This is a genomic window from Sphingopyxis sp. sgz302558, from assembly GCF_057220455.1.
This window is the reverse complement of sequence record NZ_JBXPUZ010000001.1, coordinates 789,816-806,519: the sequence shown is the minus strand read 5'-3', so window position 1 is coordinate 806,519 and position 16,704 is coordinate 789,816. Positions and strand designations below refer to the sequence as shown.

19 protein-coding genes and 1 tRNA gene are annotated in these 16,704 nt (G+C 65.5%); 7 read left to right on the top strand and 13 right to left on the bottom strand.

Annotation, left to right across the window (positions count from 1 at the left end; translation table 11 throughout):
• Window positions 1-7: 7 nt before the first annotated feature.
• The 4 genes from AC2TC0_RS03975 to AC2TC0_RS03960 form a co-directional block, all read right to left on the bottom strand.
• The gene (locus tag AC2TC0_RS03975; RefSeq protein ID WP_484716182.1) at window positions 8-271 is read right to left on the bottom strand and encodes a hypothetical protein; all 264 of its coding nucleotides are present in this window, start codon (window positions 269-271) and stop codon (window positions 8-10) included.
• 85 nt (window positions 272-356) lie between these two features.
• Window positions 357-1,082: an energy transducer TonB gene (locus AC2TC0_RS03970; RefSeq protein WP_484716181.1), complete on the bottom strand. Its 726-nt coding sequence runs from the start codon at window positions 1,080-1,082 to the stop codon at window positions 357-359.
• Between the two features lie 4 nt (window positions 1,083-1,086).
• Complete coding sequence (locus AC2TC0_RS03965) at window positions 1,087-1,614, bottom strand: energy transducer TonB (RefSeq protein WP_484716180.1); 528 nt, start codon at window positions 1,612-1,614, stop codon at window positions 1,087-1,089.
• Window positions 1,615-1,736: 122 nt separating this feature from the next.
• Window positions 1,737-2,255: a hypothetical protein gene (locus AC2TC0_RS03960; RefSeq protein WP_484716179.1), complete on the bottom strand. Its 519-nt coding sequence runs from the start codon at window positions 2,253-2,255 to the stop codon at window positions 1,737-1,739.
• A gap of 107 nt (window positions 2,256-2,362) precedes the next feature.
• Here AC2TC0_RS03960 and AC2TC0_RS03955 point away from each other — a divergent pair, with 107 nt between their 5' ends.
• Window positions 2,363-3,172, top strand: a complete 810-nt coding sequence (locus AC2TC0_RS03955; RefSeq protein ID WP_484716178.1) for an SDR family oxidoreductase — start codon at window positions 2,363-2,365, stop codon at window positions 3,170-3,172.
• On the opposite strand, the gene AC2TC0_RS03950 is transcribed toward AC2TC0_RS03955, so the two are convergent.
• From AC2TC0_RS03950 to AC2TC0_RS03930, 5 genes are all read right to left on the bottom strand, one after another.
• Window positions 3,163-3,879: a GIN domain-containing protein gene (locus AC2TC0_RS03950; RefSeq protein WP_484716177.1), complete on the bottom strand. Its 717-nt coding sequence runs from the start codon at window positions 3,877-3,879 to the stop codon at window positions 3,163-3,165. The genes AC2TC0_RS03955 and AC2TC0_RS03950 overlap by 10 nt on opposite strands.
• Before the next feature lie 26 nt (window positions 3,880-3,905).
• Window positions 3,906-4,649 carry a head GIN domain-containing protein gene (locus tag AC2TC0_RS03945; protein ID WP_484716176.1) on the bottom strand — a complete coding sequence of 248 codons (744 nt, stop codon included), beginning with the start codon at window positions 4,647-4,649 and terminating at the stop codon, window positions 3,906-3,908.
• A 63-nt stretch (window positions 4,650-4,712) separates the two neighbouring features.
• Window positions 4,713-5,369 carry an NrsF family protein gene (locus tag AC2TC0_RS03940; RefSeq protein ID WP_484716175.1) on the bottom strand — a complete coding sequence of 219 codons (657 nt, stop codon included), beginning with the start codon at window positions 5,367-5,369 and terminating at the stop codon, window positions 4,713-4,715.
• A complete protein-coding gene (locus tag AC2TC0_RS03935; protein WP_484716174.1) occupies window positions 5,366-5,887 on the bottom strand; it encodes a sigma-70 family RNA polymerase sigma factor in 522 nt (173 codons plus the stop codon). Before AC2TC0_RS03935 ends, AC2TC0_RS03940 begins: the two co-directional genes overlap by 4 nt.
• A 255-nt stretch (window positions 5,888-6,142) precedes the next feature.
• Window positions 6,143-6,219, bottom strand: a tRNA-Arg gene (locus AC2TC0_RS03930).
• 60 nt (window positions 6,220-6,279) lie between these two features.
• Between AC2TC0_RS03930 and AC2TC0_RS03925 the strand changes: the two genes are divergently transcribed.
• Entirely contained in the window at window positions 6,280-7,017 is a 738-nt protein-coding gene (locus AC2TC0_RS03925) for a queuosine precursor transporter (RefSeq protein WP_484716173.1), read from the top strand.
• Between the two features lie 5 nt (window positions 7,018-7,022).
• Window positions 7,023-7,400, top strand: coding sequence for a hypothetical protein (locus AC2TC0_RS03920; protein ID WP_484716172.1), 378 nt, complete (start codon window positions 7,023-7,025; stop codon window positions 7,398-7,400).
• Here AC2TC0_RS03920 and purQ read toward each other — a convergent pair.
• The 4 genes from purQ to AC2TC0_RS03900 form a co-directional block, all read right to left on the bottom strand.
• Entirely contained in the window at window positions 7,365-8,033 is a 669-nt protein-coding gene (purQ, locus tag AC2TC0_RS03915) for a phosphoribosylformylglycinamidine synthase subunit PurQ (protein WP_484716171.1), read from the bottom strand. The two genes, AC2TC0_RS03920 and purQ, sit on opposite strands and share 36 nt — an antisense overlap.
• Window positions 8,030-8,260 carry a phosphoribosylformylglycinamidine synthase subunit PurS gene (gene purS / locus AC2TC0_RS03910; protein WP_484716170.1) on the bottom strand — a complete coding sequence of 77 codons (231 nt, stop codon included), beginning with the start codon at window positions 8,258-8,260 and terminating at the stop codon, window positions 8,030-8,032. The genes purQ and purS overlap by 4 nt, the downstream gene beginning before the upstream one ends.
• 70 nt (window positions 8,261-8,330) lie before the next feature.
• On the bottom strand, window positions 8,331-9,239 hold the full coding sequence (locus AC2TC0_RS03905; protein ID WP_484716169.1) for a glycerophosphodiester phosphodiesterase family protein: 909 nt from the start codon (window positions 9,237-9,239) through the stop codon (window positions 8,331-8,333).
• Complete coding sequence (locus AC2TC0_RS03900; protein ID WP_484716168.1) at window positions 9,236-12,127, bottom strand: M16 family metallopeptidase; 2,892 nt, start codon at window positions 12,125-12,127, stop codon at window positions 9,236-9,238. Before AC2TC0_RS03900 ends, AC2TC0_RS03905 begins: the two co-directional genes overlap by 4 nt.
• A 119-nt stretch (window positions 12,128-12,246) precedes the next feature.
• Here AC2TC0_RS03900 and AC2TC0_RS03895 point away from each other — a divergent pair, with 119 nt between their 5' ends.
• The 4 genes from AC2TC0_RS03895 to argJ all read left to right on the top strand — a co-directional run bounded on the left by AC2TC0_RS03895 (window position 12,247) and on the right by argJ (window position 16,634).
• On the top strand, window positions 12,247-12,774 hold the full coding sequence (locus AC2TC0_RS03895) for a hypothetical protein (protein WP_484716167.1): 528 nt from the start codon (window positions 12,247-12,249) through the stop codon (window positions 12,772-12,774).
• A 152-nt stretch (window positions 12,775-12,926) separates the two neighbouring features.
• Window positions 12,927-14,363 carry an aldehyde dehydrogenase family protein gene (locus AC2TC0_RS03890; RefSeq protein WP_484716166.1) on the top strand — a complete coding sequence of 479 codons (1,437 nt, stop codon included), beginning with the start codon at window positions 12,927-12,929 and terminating at the stop codon, window positions 14,361-14,363.
• Window positions 14,364-14,449: 86 nt separating this feature from the next.
• On the top strand, window positions 14,450-15,403 hold the full coding sequence (locus AC2TC0_RS03885) for a YeeE/YedE thiosulfate transporter family protein (RefSeq protein ID WP_484716165.1): 954 nt from the start codon (window positions 14,450-14,452) through the stop codon (window positions 15,401-15,403).
• Window positions 15,404-15,410: 7 nt separating this feature from the next.
• The gene (gene argJ, locus AC2TC0_RS03880; protein WP_484716164.1) at window positions 15,411-16,634 is read left to right on the top strand and encodes a bifunctional glutamate N-acetyltransferase/amino-acid acetyltransferase ArgJ; all 1,224 of its coding nucleotides are present in this window, start codon (window positions 15,411-15,413) and stop codon (window positions 16,632-16,634) included.
• The last annotated feature ends 70 nt before the right edge of the window (window positions 16,635-16,704 follow it).

Sequence of the window (16,704 nt, the reverse complement as noted above, 5' to 3'; positions counted from 1 at the left end):
GCAGGCGCTATTCCAGCGCGCGCAACCCGCGCGGGGTGAAATCGGACGGCGCGGGCAGGGTCACCGGCGGCGCATCGCTGCAAGCGCTGTCGAATAAGCTCGGAAGGCCCTGAACCGGGCGATGGCCCGCAATCCGTGCACCGGCCTCGACGCTTGCTTCGGCCAGCACCGCAGCCGCGCCCAGCGCGGAAGGAGCAGCCGCCGCCACGCGCACCGCTTCGCCGCCGGTCAAACCGGTCAGAATGGCAAGCAGGGCAAGCAATAGTTTCAAGGGCGGAACGGTCCTGAGCGCCGGGTGCGCACGTTCGTGCCCATAGGGATTTCCATGGCACGCGTCCAGCGTTAGCGGCAAATGCTTACCAACCGACTTTCACCCGCACCCGGTCGGCGGCCGCATTATTTTCCTTGTCAAAGCCCGGGACGAACAGCTTTTGCCCGGCAAACAGCCCGCAAGCGAGCGCGGTGCGCGCCGCATCGGCATCGCCGCCATCGAGCGTGCAGCGCGTAACGCTGCCTGTGCGGTCGAGGTCGAGCCACACATAGCTTTTGCCGCGAACCGGGCCGCGCACCCCGGCACGCCATGCTGCCACGCGCGGATCGATGCTGAGCAACTCATCGCGCGGTGCCGGGGGTGTTTTGGCGCTACCGGCCTGGCGCGGATCGACCATCACATAGCCTTCATTGGGCAGCACCCAGCGAACGCGGCTGCGCCACTCGCTCTCGATGGGCTTGCCGTTCAGCCGCGCCGGGGTGAAGCGCGCGCGCTGGCGCGCCAGGGCACAGGCGCTGATATCGAGCTGCGGATGGCCGCTGCTGGCGGTGACGCTGCACGCCGTCGCGCGGCCATTGGTGCCCACGGTCAGCATGATCGCGGTGATCCCTTCGGCATCATCAAACATCGCCTGTTCAGGATAATCATCCTCGCCAATCATCGGCACTTCGGTGCCGAGCCGCACCAGGCCGGTGACATTGGGCGACGGCAGAGGCGGCGGCGGCGGCGGCGCGTCAACGCGCGGAGCGGCGGTGGTGGTCTGGGCGGATTGGGCGGCAAGCATTGCTCCGACAAGAAATGCGACTGACATAGCTTTACTCTTTTGCTTTGGTGCTGACAGATGGCAGCTCGGCACTTCCTGCCAAAGTTTCCACCTTTGCGGTGGTTGTGATTGTGACTCGGCGCGCGACCGCGTTGCCGGAGGCGTCGCGAAAGGGTTCCATTGGATCACCTCGGCAAATTGTTGCCGCCACAGCCGGGTTTGCGGAACCGTCGACATCGGTTGCCTCGCAATCGGTAAAGTTCCCTTCCCTTGAGAGGGTAAACTTCAGAATTTGGGTGCCGTTCACAATCTGGTTGGGCATCACACCGCCGGGATTCTGCCAGCGCACGCGGTTCGTGTAGCTACCGACCACCGGCTTGCCCTGGCGGTCGGTCGCAGGCGTGAAACGTGCCCGCTCCATCACCAAACTACAAGCGGCAGCATCAAGGTCAGCATGCCCGCTGCTGCTTAGCAGCTTGCAGTCGCTCGGCAGGCCGTCAATCCCAACAGTCAATCGGAACACTGATGTGCCCTCACGCTTTTCGTATCTCGCTTTCGAGGGATAATCGTCGTTGGTCACCCAGCTCCCCGGTCCGTTTATGGCCCGCGCAGGCGCCGATTTGTCCTCGGAGTCGGCTGGCGGAGGGGGCGCGGGCACGGCCACCTGCAAAACCATTGCCAGTGCCAGACTTGTGCCAATCATCATTTCAGTCCCGGATTAAGTTTTTGCACTTCTTCCAGAAAACTCCGCGGTTTCCTGAAAAATTTGCTTTTGCGATTGACCTTCAGCCCCGCAACCTCGGCCAGTTCCATCACGAAATGCACGCAGTTGCGTTTGTCGAGGCTGTAGCTGGGCTGCGGCAACGCCTTCCATTCATTCACTTTGCGCATCAGCCGCGCATAACCCGCATCGTCGAGCGTGACGGTGAATTTGCGGTCGGCCTTGGCCATATACGCAGGCTTTAGCGCTGACACCTCACCCTTCACCGACCCCAGCAGAATGCCGGGGGTGACGTTGACCGCGGTGAAGCCATAATTGCCCGACACTTTGGTGCCGCCCGCATCCAGCGTGCCTTCGACCAGCACGAAGGCGTGCGGAAACTGGTTGCCGAATTCGCGGCTGTAGAAATGGACCTGGACCGCCGCCGCCGCGGTGGCGGGCAGCAAGGCAGTCGTGAGGGCGAGCAACAGCGCCAGCACGGCGCGGGAGAGGATAGGCATGCGTTCTGATTACCAGCCGCAAGCTGCGCGCCAAGCACAAAGTTGCGCTTGACCCGCACCCCGCATATCCGCCACTTACTGACATCAATGTTGATAAGGGATGAGCTATGACGGCGGCACGCAAGGCAATTTTCATCACCGGCGGCGGATCGGGCATTGGCCGGGCGGTGGCGCAGCATTTTGCGGGCCAGGGCTGGCTGGTCGGGCTCGCCGATATCAGTCAGCGCGGGCTCGACGAAACCGCCGCGCTGCTGCCCACGGGACAGGCGACCCGCCATGTCATGGACGTGCGCGACCGCGATCAGTGGGCGGCGGCGCTGGCCGAATTTGCGCAAGCCAGCGGCGGTCGCCTCGACGTGCTGTTCAACAATGCCGGTATCGGTTTGGGCGGGCATTTCCCCGATGTCGACCCGGCCGATGCCGACCGGCTGATCGCGATCAATTTCGGCGGCGTGGTCAACGGCGTCTATGCCGCGCTGCCGCTGCTCAAGGCCACACCGGGTTCGGCCATCCTCAACACCGGCTCGGCATCGGGCTATTATGGCTCGGCGGGCCTGGCGGTCTATTCGGCAACCAAACATGCGGTGCGCGCGCTGACCGAGGCGCTCGACATCGAATTCACACGCTATGGCATCAAGGTGCGCGACCTGATGCCCAGCTTTATCGACACGCCGATCCTGGATGTCACCCCGGCCGACAGCAATGCGCCCGTGCGCGACCGGCTGACCGCAGGCGGGATTGAAATCAGCCCGGTTTCGATCGTTGCGGCCGCTGCATGGGAGGCCGTGCACGGCGATCGGTTGCACACGCCGGTGGGGCCGACGGCCAAACAAATGGCCTTTTTCTCACGCTGGCTGCCCGGCCTGATTGTCAAGCGCAGCCGCAAGATGGATGAAATCGCGCAGCGTCAGGGCTGACCGCAGGTCACGCTGCCGCTGCCCAGATTGCGCACGGTGCAAGCGGGTTTGCCCGCCACGCTGACCGTTCCGACGCCGCGCGCCGTGACCATTGCCGTGCGCACCGCGCGGTAACGCTGATCGCCCGCGCCTTCGGCATTGGCGTTAAGGTCGGTGACAGCAAGCCCGGTGGCGTCGACCAGCCCCGCCCCTGCGACGCGCGTTTCGGCGGCCTTGGCGCGCCCCGACAGCACCACTTTGCCGCTGCCAACCATGGCCAGCGTCAGCCGGTCAGCGGTGATATCTTTGACCGCCAAACTGCCCGGACCGCGCAAATTCAAGGCCACGTTCGCGCCCGCCAGCTTGTCGATTGTCAGCGAACCCGCGCCCACCACCGTGGCGCCGGTCAGCCGCGCGGCGTTGATCCGGATCGTCACCGCCCCGGCGCTCGCCCCGCGCGCGCGGTTGCTGCTGAAACGCCGGTCGCTGATCGTCAGCGTCCCGTTGGCGCTGACCAGTTCCAGCCGGTCCAGCGCGTCGAGCGATCCGTTGGCCACCGCGCTGACCGGGCCGCGCGTCGTCACTTCGACGATGAAATCGCCGTTGAGGACGATGCGCTCAAAGCTGGTCAGGCCATAGCGTTTCTCGCCCGCCACGGCCGGGGGCGAACCCAGCAGCAGCGAAGCCAGGGCCAAGGCCAATGCCATGGTGCATAGTCGTGCCGTCATGCCGCGCTCCCGCCGGGGAGCGGTGATCAGCTGCAGCTGACCGTACCCGATCCCAGCTCGCTGCTATCACATTTTGCGCCGCCGCCAAGCCGGACGTCGCCCGACCCGAGGACGGACACATCGGCGGTGGCCGTTGCGGTCGCATCGACGTCACCCGATCCGGCGATCGAAATGTCGGCGGTCGTCAGCGTCACGCCCTTCACATCAATGTCGCCCGATCCGGCGAGCGCCACTTCGCCCTTATCCGCCTTGCCGCCCTTGATACTAAGATCTCCCGAGCCTGCTAGCGCGACATTAAGCTCTTTCGCCGTTACGCTGGCAATGCCCAGATTGCCCGAACCGGCGAGCGCCACAGCCACTTTATCCCCCGACGCGCTATCGATGCTGAGATCGCCCGAACCAGTGAGTTCGGCCTTGTCGAGACGCGGCAGCACGACCTTCACCGTCGCGCCCTTATGATTGCCCCAACTCATTTTTTCAGATTGGCGGCCGACAACCAGAACACCATTCTCGACCTCGATCCGCAACTTGTCCAGCTCCTCTTGCGGGCCTGTGGCAACAACCGAGAAGCTGTCGCCGCGCGTGACCACCACATTGTCCGGCCCCTCGAGTTCGACGCCCGTAAAGCCGGTCGCGGCAAAGCTGCGGCTGCCGTCGGGGCCAGACTTTGCAGCAATGCCGCTGCCGTCGCTGCTACGCCCATCCTTCATGCCGCAGGCGGCAAGCGCCGCCACAGCGGCGACGACAGAAACGATTCGGACAGCATGCATGTGCCTTCTCCTCCAATGTGTGTTGTATGGATAATACACATTGGAGGATTGGCTGTCCATCCCTTACCAGCGCAGCAACGGCGGCAGCGCGATACGCCCGACGACGGCGGCGATGGCGATCGCCAGCCCATGCCAGATGCCGACATGCATCAGCGCGTAGACCGGGCAGTGCAGCGCGACGATTGTCACGCCGGTCGCGCCGGCGGCAATGCCGGTGACCAACCCGGCCCGCTCGGGCGACGAGGGTGCACCTTGACGTAGCCACAGCGTCAGCGCCGCGGCCACAACCGATCCGGCAAGCAGCCCCTGCCACACGCAATCCATCGCCGCGTGCGGCTGGGTCAGCGGCCAGCGTTCGGCCGGTGCGGCCAGCAGCGACACGATGGCTGCAAGCGGGACGATGGTGGCCACCGCCGCGGCCCAGCGCCACCCGCCATGGTCGCGGCCAACCCCCGGCATCGCCATGCGTACGGCAAACCAGCTCGCCACCAGCCCCAGCGAACCCGACCAGAAAATCTGCAACAGCGCGCCCGGCACCAGCATGTCCCTGCCCAAATCTTCGCGCACGCCGAGCATGACCAGCAGCGCGGTTGCGGCCACCACCCATGCGGCAAGCGCATAGCTGATCCCGCGCCGCTGCTGCTGCGGTGTGACCGGCGCCAGATCGGCGGCAAGGCCTTCGATCAGCGGCGTGAAATCCCGGGGAGTGGAGTGCATCATTCGCTTTCAACCAGCTTGGCGAGCTTTTTCAGCCCGCGGTGGATATTGACCTTGACCAAGGATTCGGTCTGGCCGGAGATGGCAGCCGCCTCAGCGATCGAGGCGCCTTCGATTTTGACCAATGTGATCGCCTGCGCCTGTCCGGCGGGGAGCTGAACCAGCAGCCGGTCGAGGCTGAGGCGGGCATGCACCGCCTCGTCTTCAGGGCCGACCGAGCCCAAATCATCATCCAGTTCGTCGCCTTCGCGCTGGCGGCGCAGCATGTCGATCCAGCGATAGCGCGCAATCGCCGCCAGCCACGGCAAAAAAGCGCGCGACGCGTCCCAGCTGGCGCGTTTGCGGTGCAGTGACACCAAAGTTTCCTGAATCAGATCGTCCACCAGGTGGGGGGCGATGCGGCGGCGGAAATAGCCCGCCAGCCAGCGCTGGCATTCGGCCAGCAATGCGCGATAGGCATTGCGGTCCCCCGCCTGCGACGCGCGCATCAATTGCGCGAGCGAAGCGTCGTCGGCCCTCATGGCCGGGCACCTGCATGGGCAGAGGAAAAAAACATCGGCACGGCGCAAGCTCCCGTTCAGCCGCAACGCTGACCAAAAACGGGTGCGCACCAGTGAGCTGGAAAGTTACAGCCCGCACCCCACTTGCGAAAAAAATGCAAGATGGCCGCGCACCCGCCGCGGCGCAGGCACGCACCAACCTGAATAGTCCGCGCCACGGTCACGAAATAGCGGGCAGGGCGCATGGTTTCGATAGCTGCACAACCAGCGGCGATTTGGCGCGCCCGGCAGGATTCGAACCTGCGACCACCCGCTTAGAAGGCGGGTGCTCTATCCAGCTGAGCTACGGGCGCCCGCCGAGCGCCATAGCCCCGTTTGCGCTGCGGCAAAAGGCAAGTTAAACGCTTGGCCCAATGAGCCTCCCCCCCTCCCCGCCGCGCGCCAATGCTGCCACTGTTCAGCATTTCCGCTATTACGACCTTGTCATGGCGGCGTTCGTCGCCATCCTGCTGCTGTCCAATATCATCGGCGCGGCCAAGCGGTCGGTCGTCGATTTGCCGCTGATCGGGGAATGGCCGTTCGGCGCGGGCGTGCTGTTCTTTCCGATCAGTTACATCATCGGCGATATGCTGACCGAGGTTTACGGCTATGCCCGCGCGCGGCGGGTGATCTGGACCGGCTTTGCCGCGCTTGCCTTCATGGCGTTCATGGCATGGGTCGTCGTCGCGCTGCCGCCCGCACCGGGCTGGACCGGGCAAGCGGCTTATGTCGAGGTATTCGGCAACAGCTGGCGCATCGTCATCGCCTCGATGCTGGCCTTTTGGGTGGGCGAATTTGCCAACAGCCTGGTACTCGCCAAGCTGAAGGTTAAAGACAATGGCCGCCGCATGGGGCTGCGCTTTGTCGCCAGCACGCTCGTGGGTCAGGGGTTGGACAGCCTGATCTTCTATCCGGTCGCTTTTTACGGGCTCGACGGCTGGCCGACCGAGGCGCTGTTCCAGACCGTGCTGTCGCAATGGGCGATCAAGACGGGGTGGGAAATATTGCTGCTGCCCGTGACCATCGCCATCGTCACCTGGCTGAAACGGCGCGAGGGCGTCGATGTCTATGACGACACCACCGACTTTTCGCCCTTTCACGTCAAAGCGTGATCCCCATGGATATGCTGCAACTGTCCGCCGATTATCAGGCGGTTAAATGGGCACTGTTGGAGGGCAGCGGCCTCGCCAAAGACGCGCTGCACATCTATTTTGGGTTGGCGCTGTTTCTAGCAGTGCGGCTGCTGTGGCGTCGGCGCGGCGGCTGGGCGCTGGCGTGGCTCGCTGTGCTGGCGGTCGCGTTGGGCGGCGAATGGCTCGACCTGCGCGGCGAGGCGCTGGCGGGCGCGCTGCAACCCGACAGCGCGCATTGGCACGATGTTTGGAATACGATGTTCTGGCCGACAGTGCTGGCGCTGGTCGGTCGCTGGTTGCAGCCTGCGCCGCGGCCGACCGACGCCCTATCCGACGAGCGCGCCGAGGGCGGCGGCGAATAGCCGTGCGCCGTCCTGGTTGCCATGCGCGGGGTCGCAGGCGCGTTCGGGGTGCGGCATCATCCCCAGCACATTGCCCGTGTCATTGAGCACCCCGGCAATATCGCGCGCCGACCCGTTGACGGCTTCGCTGTAACGAAACGCCACCCGCCCATCGCCTTCCAGCCGGTCGAGCGTGGCATCGTCGGCGAAATAATTGCCGTCGTGGTGCGCCACCGGAATCCGGATCTCTTCGCCCGCGGCATAGCCGCTGGTGAACAGCGACTGGTTGTTGGCGACGGTCAGTCCAACGCTGCGGCACACGAAATTCAGCCCCGCGTTGCGCATCAGTGCGCCCGGCAGCAGCCCCGCCTCGGTCAGCACCTGAAAGCCATTGCAGACGCCCAACACCGGCACGCCGCGCGCCGCGGCCCCGCGCACCGCATCCATCACTGGCGAGCGCGCGGCCATCGCGCCCGAGCGCAGATAATCACCATAAGAAAAGCCGCCGGGCAGCGCGATGAAGTCCGTCCCCGGTGGCAGCTCGCTGTTGCGGTGCCACACCATCGCCGGGGCGTTGCCCGTCGCGGCCTTGAGCGCCACCGCCATGTCGCGGTCGCAATTCGATCCGGGAAAGACGATGACCGCGGTTTTCATGGGCGCACGATCCGGTAATTTTCGATCACCGTATTGGCGAGCAATTTGGCGCACATAGCATCAAGCGCGACATCGGTGGTGCCGTCGGCGACGTCGAGTTCGATAAAGCGGCCGGCGCGCACATCATTGACCCCGGCAAAGCCAAGTCCTTCCAGCGCATGGTGGATGGCGCGCCCCTGCGGGTCGAGCACCCCGGGCTTGAGCGTGACATAGACGTGGATCTTCATGGGCGGTGGGTCCTGAATGCGCGGCGGCGATGGCGCGGCCTATGCCCGCATCTGGTGTGCGGGGCAAGGCTCAGCGGCGGCAGGTCGGCGCGCCCAGCGCCGCTTCCACCTCGCGCCCCCGGTCGGTCGCCACCACCACCGCCCCGTCGCGTTCCAGCGCGGCAAATTCGCTGGCATCGCCGTCCGCCAACCAGCGGTCGTCCAGCCGTTCACCGGGGCGGCCCAAGGTGCCGAACAACGGTTCGATCCCGGCGCTGCGCAATTGCGCGAACAACGCCGTATCGGCGGCGCGCGTCCCCGTCCACGCCAGCAAGCGTTCGCGGGGCATGCCGGCGGCGATCAACGCATCGGCCGCCTGCAGCGAATTGACGCCCGCTGACACCATCAACTCCGGCGCCAGACGTGCAACCGTCAGCGCATCTTGATCGCGGTAGGTGATGATGATGGCATTGCGCTCTGCCCCGGCCTTCCGCACGGCGGCCACCACAGCGGCAAAATCGACGCCGCGCTTGACATCCAGCTGCACCACCCCGCCTTGCGCGATGGCAAGCGCCAGCGCATCGGCCAGTGCAGGAATGCGCGCGTCCACCCGGGTCCCGGCATTGTCGCGCAGATTCAGCCGCGCCAGCTGCTCCCACCTTAGTTCGCTGGCTCGCCCGCTGCCACTGGTCGTGCGGTCGAGCATATCGTCGTGCAGCAGGAATAGCACCCCGTCGGCGCTGACCTGTACATCGATTTCGAGCAAAGCATCGGGATTGCGCGCCAGCGTTGCAGCCATCGTTTCCAGCGCATTTTCGGGCAGGCCCGGCGCTGGCCCCGCACGGTGCGCGCCGATCACCGCCTCGCCGCGATGGCGCAGGCAGTCGAACCATTCGGCCAGATCGCGGTTGGCCGGTGAAGGCGCGGATTGCTGGACGCTCTGCGGGCTCGCCGCGCAACCACCGATCAGCAGCGCGGCAACAAGCGCCCCAATCCTCATTTGGGCGCTTTGTCGCTGATCGCCCGAATGACGAGCAGGCGGTCGTCGGTCAGATATCTGGCGGCAACGGCTTGCAGCTCTTGCGGCGTAATCGCTTCAACAGAGGCAATGCCGGTGCGAATGCGGTCGAGCCGATGGGCACGGCTGGTGGCATAGCCCAGCCAATTGGCCCAATAGCCGTTTTCGCGGCGCGATTTGATCATCGCTTCCAGCATCGGCTTGCGCGCGCGTTCGACCAGGTCGGCACTGGGCGGGGCAGCGACAAGATCGGCCGCCACCTTGCGGATCGCAGCTTCGGTCGCCGCCAGGTCGGCGAAATCGACATTGGCGGCGGCAAAGAAATGGCCATAGCCAGGGTTCAAATCCTCCCAATCAGCACCCGCGCCCGGGCCATAGGTTTTGCCCAGCCGCTCGCGCAGCTCGTCGGTCAGCGCGATCTGCATCAGCCGAGCCAACAGCAGCGCGCGGACATATTCCTGAAAATCATTGTCGTCGCGCGCCGCCCAATAGAGCCGCACCTCGGCTTGCTCGGCGGGGCCCTTGTGAATCAGCGTGCGGGTGCTGCGATCCTTGGCGAAATTGCGCCGCCGCGCTTCGGCCCAATCATTGAAGGCTGCATTGCGTTCGGGCAGCGCACCAAAGGTTTTGGCGATGACATCGATTGCAACCTGCTCGTCGATATCACCGACCACAGCGATCTCGATCGCGCCGCGCGCACGCATTTCGGCGCTGGCCGCCTTCACCCCTTCCCAATCAAGCGCCAGCATGGTCTCCAGTGGTGGATTGACCAGCAGCGGATCATTGTCGGCAAGAATTGCACCGACATCGCGCGCCATCACCGCGCCGGGGGTGGCATCGTTGGCGGCATATTGCTGCGGCAAAATCCGCCGCACCAGCGCCAGCCCGTCGGCGCGCCAGCCCGGCTGGGTCAGATAGGCCGCCATCACCTGCGCTTGCAGCAGCAAATCCTTTGGCGTGGTGGTCGCGACACCGCCAAAGCCATTATCGGTGCTGCCCCAGCCGGTCGAGACCGAGCGCCCGGCCAAAATTGTCTGCAAGTCCGAATAGCTGTGCGCCACCAGCCCGCCGATGCTGAGCGCCCCCGCCAGGGCCATGCGCGTCGGGTCGTCGCGCGTCGCCAGCGCGCTGCCGCCATCGACCCGCACGCCGAGCCGCACCCGGTCGGCTTCAAAATCGGTGCGCTTGATATTGAGCATGACGTTGTTGGCGAAGCGGACGCGGCGGATGCCCAAATCTTCGATGCGTTCGTCGCTCACCACCCGCCCTGGCGTGCCGAAGTCGGTATAGGCAAAGGCCTGCACCGCCTGCGCGTCGGGCGGCGCGACGGCCACCGCGGTCGCTTGCCGCCATGCCGCCAGCACCGCATCGGTGCCGCCGTCGATGGGCTTTTTCGCGGTCACCCGCACCAGCGGTTCGCCATAGCCTGCATGGCGGTCGCGAAAGGCCGCGCTCACGCTGGCGGCGGTCAGGGTCGGTGCCACTTCCTCGAACAGGTCACGCGCCACTTCGGGTCGCGAAAAGACAAAGCTGCCGTCGCCGTCGGCCATGCCCAGAATCGCCGCCGCCAGCGCCTCGCTGCGCCGGGTGGTCACGCCGCCAACGGCATTGTCGAGGGCCGTGCGGCGGTTGGCGATGGCCTCGGCCAGTTCGGCATCGGTAAAGCCATGCTCCAGCGCGCGCCGCCATTCGGCGTCAATCAACGCCAGCCCCGCTTGCCACGCGCCTTCCTTGACGCCCGCGCTGACCCCGGCCTGATCCACCGCATCCCAGTTGCGGCTGAGGCTAAAGCTGGCGCCCTGAATCGGCGAATCTTCCGCGAGCGCCAGTTTCTGGAAGCGGCGATTGAGGATCGCGCTGCCCAACGATTCGGCCAGCGTGCGGGTGCGCCGTGCGCGCGTGTCGGCCTCGAACTGCCATGGGCGGAACCGCGTCAGTGCGACGCCGTCACCAATTGCCGGGTCGACATAGACATCGGCGGCGGCGGGGCGCGCGGGGTCGGGCTTGCCAATCACCGGATCGGCGCCATTCGCGCCCTTGCCTTGCCAGTCGGCAAAGCGCGCGCGGATTTTGGCCTCCATCGCCGCCACGTCAAAGTCGCCAACCAGCACCAGGGTCGCACGTTCCGGACGGTAATAGGCCTCGTAAAAATCGCGAATACGCTGTGGCGGTGCGGTCTTCAGCACTTCTTCGGTGCCGATGGGGAAGCGGTCCTTGACCAGCATGTCGGGAAAGTAAAAGCCGATCGACGCCAGCACATTGCGCAGCTGAAACGTATCGCGCGCGCGCCGTTCGGACAGGATCACGCCGCGCTCGCGTTCGACCGCCGCAGCGCTGATGATGAGCTCGCTCGCGGTTTCGCGCATCAGCATGAGGCCCGTATCGACCAGATCGTCCGACGCATTGGGCAGGTCGAGCTTATATTCGGTCGCATCGAAATTGGTTGACGCATTGGTGTCCGCGCCAAATGCCAGCCCCTTGCGCTCCAGCAATTTCACCATCTCGCCTTCGGGCACATTGGTCGACCCGTTGAACGCCATATGCTCGAGGAAATGGGCGAGGCCGCGCTGGTCGTCGGCCTCGGCAAAGCTGCCCACATCGAAGCGGAAACGGATCAGCACCGTGTCCTTGGGCGTGGCATTGGCCATCAGCGCATATTTCATCCCGTTGGGCAGCACACCCAGCCTGACCGCCGGGTCGAGCGGGATGTCGCTCGCCGCGACCCCCCATGCTTTGGCGGCGGCATCGTGCGGGCTCACCGGCGCGATCGCGGCGGCGGGAACCGCCGGGGCCTGGCTGGCCGTCGCTGCAGCGCAGCCGGTGAAGATCAGGGCGAGGGCGGCGAGCGCCGCAAAACGCGGATGGTGCATGGCCTGATGGTGACGCCCGGGCCCGGACCGGTCAAGCCATTGTCATTGCCATTAGTCGAACAAAATTAAACTTTTGGCGGCATACGGACGCAGCAATTCGCCCAAATGGAGTCGTGACAATGCGTTTGCTGTTTTTCGCCCCCTTGCTGCTCGCGCTGTCGGCTTGCGGCGGACTTAAAGAGCTTGCCAAGACCGAGATGACGGTCAATGCCCCGCGCGCCGAGGTGTTTGACACCGCCTTTCCCGTGGACGAGCTCAAGCGGTCTATTCCGCTTGTCAGCAATGGCGGCACCGACCAGCTGTTCGAGCTGGTGGTCGATGAACAGTCGCCCGGCTGGGAGCGGATGAAGCCCGACGCGGTGCCTTTCGCCAAAAAGGTCAAGCTGACCATGGAATTGGAAGACCGGCGCGAAGCCACGCTGCGCTTTTCGGTCAACGATGGCGAGGTCAAGACCGGCGTCAAATGGCATTTTGAAGATGTCGATGGCGGCGGCACCAAAGTGTCGTTCGACCTGATGCCGCTGGAAGGTGAGCGCACCGAAGGCCTGACCATCAACCAGCTGGAACTGCGCGCGCTTGCCCGCCAGTCGCTCGACAGGATCGAACGCATGGCCCGCGATCGCGGCGACGTGACGATCAACGGGTAAAGGCCCTCCCTCCCCACAAGGGGGAGGGACCATCGTGAACTTGCCCGATTAGTTGCAATAACGAACCCAAGGCGCTTGCATCCCGCCGCCGCTTCCACCACCTTGGTGCCCGAGTGGATTCGGCCCCACGCGGGCAAAGAGGAGCAAGCGCGATGAGCGATACGGAAACGCACCTGAAGCAAAATTATATCGGCGGCAAATGGGTCGACAGCATCGGCGGCACGCCGCACGGTGTCATTAACCCCGCCACCGAAGAAGTGTGCACCACCATCACGCTTGGCACCACCGCCGATGTTGACGCCGCCGTCGCCGCCGCGAAGGAAGCGTTCAAGACCTTCAGCCAGACCACGCGCGAGGAACGGCTGGCGCTGCTGGAGCGCATTGTCGAGGAATATAAGAAGCGCGGGCCGGATCTCGCCAAATCGATGGCGATGGAAATGGGCGCGCCGGTCAGCTTTGCGCAAATGGCGCAGGTTGGCGCCGGAATCGGCGGCTTTATGGGCACCATCGCCGCGCTGAAAGAGTTCAGCTTCACCGAAAAATATCCCAACGGCATTGTCGCCTACGAACCCATTGGCGTCGTCGGCATGATTACGCCGTGGAACTGGCCGCTGAACCAGATCGCGCTCAAAGTCGCGCCCGCGATTGCGGCGGGCAACACCATGATCCTGAAACCATCCGAAGAATGCCCCGGCAACGCCACAATCTTCGCCGAAATCCTCGACGCGGCGGGCGTACCGTCGGGCGTGTTCAACCTGGTGCAGGGCGACGGGCCGACGGTGGGCGCGGCGATCAGCGCGCACCCCGGCATCGACATGGTCAGCTTCACGGGCTCAACCCGCGCTGGCATTGCGGTGGCGGTGGCAGCGGCGCCAACCGTCAAGCGCGTGCATCAGGAACTGGGCGGCAAATCGCCCAACATCGTCCTGCCCGACGCCGATTTCATGACCGTCCTGCCCCCCACGGTGCAGGGCGTGCTCGTTAACACCGGGCAAAGCTGCATCGCGCCCACCCGCATCCTGGTGCACAAGGACCGCAAGGACGAGGCCGTCGCGGTCATCAAGGGCATGTTCGACCAGACAACCGTTGGCGACCCGATGCAGGAAGGCATGCACATCGGCCCTGTCGTCAACAAGACGCAGCACGACAAGATCCAGGGACTGATCCAGTCGGCGATCGACGAAGGCGCGACGCTCGAGACCGGCGGCACCGGCCTGCCCGCGAACGTCAACCGCGGTTACTACATCAAGCCCACGGTGTTCAGCGGCGTCACCCCCGACATGCGCATCGCGAAGGAAGAAGTCTTCGGCCCGGTTGCGACGATCATGGAGTATTCAAGCATCGACGAAGCCATCGAAATTGCCAACGACACCGAATATGGCCTGTCGAGCGTGATCAGCGGCGACCCCGCCAAGGCCGCCGAAATCGCGCCAAAATTGCGCGCCGGAATGGTCGCCGTCAACGCCTGGGGCCCCGGCCCGGGCGCGCCGTTCGGCGGGTACAAGGCGTCGGGCAACGGCCGCGAAGGCGGCGTCTTTGGCCTTAAAGACTTCATGGAAATGAAGGCGATCAGCGGGATTCCGGCGTAACCCTGTCCTCCTCCCCATGCAGGTCATGGGGAGGAAGAACTGCCTCGCCGCTTTGCCTTCGCTGTTGCTCGCGCTAAGCCCGCGCCATGACGCTCACCATCGCCGCGCTCCTGTTCCTTATCGGCTATGCCAGCCAGCGCAGCGGGGTGTGCATGGTGCGCGCGGTGCGCGAAGTCGTCGAGCGGCGGCGCATTCACCGCATTTCCGGCTTTGCACTGGCGGCGGCGAGCGCGACCTTGGTTATGGCGGCGGCGGAGCTGGCGGGCGCGCGGCCCTTTGCCACCATCCTGGGCGCGATGCCCGACGCGCTGGCGCTGGCGGGCGGGGTGGTGTTCGGGCTGGGCGCGCTGATCAGCGGGCAGTGCGCCATCGGCACGCTCGCAGCGCTTACGGCGGGCGAGCTATGGCGGCTGGGGGCAATTGCCGCGATGTTCGTGGCCGCATTGCTGCTCGGCCCCAATATGTCGGGCGCGGCCCTGATGCTGCCCGAGCGCAGCGCCACCATCTCGCCGTTTGCCGACCAGCCCGCGCTGGCGATCGGCGTCGGGGTGGCGCTGGCGGCGCTCGCTGCGACCTATATCTACCGCCGCCTCGGCTGGAAGCAGCCGCGCGGTGGCTGGTCGCCGCTGGTCGCCATGCCGCTGATCGGCGCGGCGTCGGGCGCGCTGTTCGCGCTTGATCTGCACTGGGTTTACACCAGCCAGCTCGCTGCGCTGGCGCAGGGCGCGCTGCCGCTGACCCTCGCTACTTTCCTCACCCCCATGCCGCTCATCGTCGGCATGCTGATTGCCGCGCGCATCGGGGGCATGCAGCGCTGGCGGCTGGGCCGGCCCCGCGACTGGGCGCTGGCGGTCGCGGGCGGGCTGTTGATGGGGCTGGGCGCAACGCTGGTGCCGGGGGGTAATGACACGATGCTCTTCACCGGCGTGCCGCTCTTGCTCCCCAATTTGCTCGCCGCCTATGCCGCTTTCTTTGTCACGCTGGTGCTGGGCCTGTATCTGCGCCCCGGTCGCAAGCATGTGATGCCCATTTACGAGTAAGCCGCCGATGACCCGTTCCCCGCTCGCTCCCGCCGCCTTCCCCGACCTGCCGGCCATCGGCGGTGTCACGCTGCGCGTTGCGCGCGCGCAGTATAAGGCATGGGACCGCTGCGACCTGACATTCGTAGAGCTCGCCCCTGGCACCGCGGTGGCGGGCGTGTTCACGCAAAGCCTGTGCCCCAGCAGCGAAGTCGAACTTGGCCGCGAGCAGGTGAAATCCGGTGCCGCGCGCGCGCTGATCGTCAATGCAGGCAACAGCAACGCCTTCACCGGTTATCGCGGGCGCGATGCGGTGGAGGCGATTCAGGCGCAGGTTGCCGCGCACCTTGGCTGCGCGGTCGGCGACGTGTTTGTCAGCTCGACCGGGGTCATTGGCGTGCCGCTGCCGCAGGACAAGGCACGCGCCGGGGTGGCAGCCGCGCTGATTGCCGAACCTTGTTCGTGGGAGGAAGCGGCAGCGACGATCACGACAACGGACACTTTCCCCAAGGGCGCGAGCGCCGCCGCGATGGTTGGCAGCACGCGCGTGGCAGTCGCGGGCATCGTCAAGGGCAGCGGCATGATCGCGCCCGACATGGCAACGATGCTGGGCTATATCTTCACCGACGCCGCCGTCGCGCCCGCGTTGCTACAGGCGATGCTGACGCAGGCGACCGCCAGCACTTTCAACAGCATCACGGTCGATAGCGACACATCGACCAGCGACACGGTACTGCTGTTCGCCACCGGTGCATCCGGCAACGCACCGCTCACGTCATGGGATAGCCCGGGGGCCGATGCGCTCTATGCGGCGATCCATGCCGTCGCGCTCGAGCTGGCGCAGCTGGTCGTGCGCGATGGCGAGGGAGCGAGCAAGTTTATCACCATCAGTGTGACCGGCGCGGTCAGTGACGCCAGCGCCAAACGCGTCGCGCTGAGCATTGCCAACTCCCCCCTCGTCAAAACCGCCATTGCGGGCGAGGACGCCAATTGGGGCCGCGTCGTCATGGCGGTGGGCAAGGCCGGCGAACCCGCCGACCGCGACAAGCTGAGCATCCGCTTCGGCGACACCCAGGTCGCGCGCGACGGCCTGCCGGTCGATGGCTATGACGAAGCACCGGTCGCCGCGCATCTTAAGGGCAGCGACATCCGCATCGGCGTCGACCTTGGCCTCGGCGGTGGTCGCGCGACGGTGTGGACCTGCGACCTGACCCACGGCTATATCAGCATCAACGCGGATTACCGGAGTTAACCGCAGCACGGCCAAGTCGATCCAGTTGTTCGTCATCCCGGATCAAGTCCGGGATGACCAATGGATAGGA

Excerpts from the sequence above, each read along its gene's own strand:
- AC2TC0_RS03970 (WP_484716181.1), bottom strand. The coding sequence starts at position 1,082 with ATGTCAGTCGCATTTCTTGTCGGAGCAATGCTTGCCGCCCAATCCGCC.
- AC2TC0_RS03960 (WP_484716179.1), bottom strand. The coding sequence starts at position 2,255 with ATGCCTATCCTCTCCCGCGCCGTGCTGGCGCTGTTGCTCGCCCTCACG.
- AC2TC0_RS03955 (WP_484716178.1), top strand. The coding sequence starts at position 2,363 with ATGACGGCGGCACGCAAGGCAATTTTCATCACCGGCGGCGGATCGGGC.
- AC2TC0_RS03950 (WP_484716177.1), bottom strand. The coding sequence starts at position 3,879 with ATGACGGCACGACTATGCACCATGGCATTGGCCTTGGCCCTGGCTTCG.
- AC2TC0_RS03945 (WP_484716176.1), bottom strand. The coding sequence starts at position 4,649 with ATGCATGCTGTCCGAATCGTTTCTGTCGTCGCCGCTGTGGCGGCGCTT.
- AC2TC0_RS03940 (WP_484716175.1), bottom strand. The coding sequence starts at position 5,369 with ATGATGCACTCCACTCCCCGGGATTTCACGCCGCTGATCGAAGGCCTT.
- AC2TC0_RS03935 (WP_484716174.1), bottom strand. The coding sequence starts at position 5,887 with ATGAGGGCCGACGACGCTTCGCTCGCGCAATTGATGCGCGCGTCGCAG.
- AC2TC0_RS03925 (WP_484716173.1), top strand. The coding sequence starts at position 6,280 with ATGAGCCTCCCCCCCTCCCCGCCGCGCGCCAATGCTGCCACTGTTCAG.
- AC2TC0_RS03920 (WP_484716172.1), top strand. The coding sequence starts at position 7,023 with ATGGATATGCTGCAACTGTCCGCCGATTATCAGGCGGTTAAATGGGCA.
- purQ (WP_484716171.1), bottom strand. The coding sequence starts at position 8,033 with ATGAAAACCGCGGTCATCGTCTTTCCCGGATCGAATTGCGACCGCGAC.
- purS (WP_484716170.1), bottom strand. The coding sequence starts at position 8,260 with ATGAAGATCCACGTCTATGTCACGCTCAAGCCCGGGGTGCTCGACCCG.
- AC2TC0_RS03905 (WP_484716169.1), bottom strand. The coding sequence starts at position 9,239 with ATGAGGATTGGGGCGCTTGTTGCCGCGCTGCTGATCGGTGGTTGCGCG.
- AC2TC0_RS03900 (WP_484716168.1), bottom strand. The coding sequence starts at position 12,127 with ATGCACCATCCGCGTTTTGCGGCGCTCGCCGCCCTCGCCCTGATCTTC.
- AC2TC0_RS03895 (WP_484716167.1), top strand. The coding sequence starts at position 12,247 with ATGCGTTTGCTGTTTTTCGCCCCCTTGCTGCTCGCGCTGTCGGCTTGC.
- AC2TC0_RS03890 (WP_484716166.1), top strand. The coding sequence starts at position 12,927 with ATGAGCGATACGGAAACGCACCTGAAGCAAAATTATATCGGCGGCAAA.
- AC2TC0_RS03885 (WP_484716165.1), top strand. The coding sequence starts at position 14,450 with ATGACGCTCACCATCGCCGCGCTCCTGTTCCTTATCGGCTATGCCAGC.
- argJ (WP_484716164.1), top strand. The coding sequence starts at position 15,411 with ATGACCCGTTCCCCGCTCGCTCCCGCCGCCTTCCCCGACCTGCCGGCC.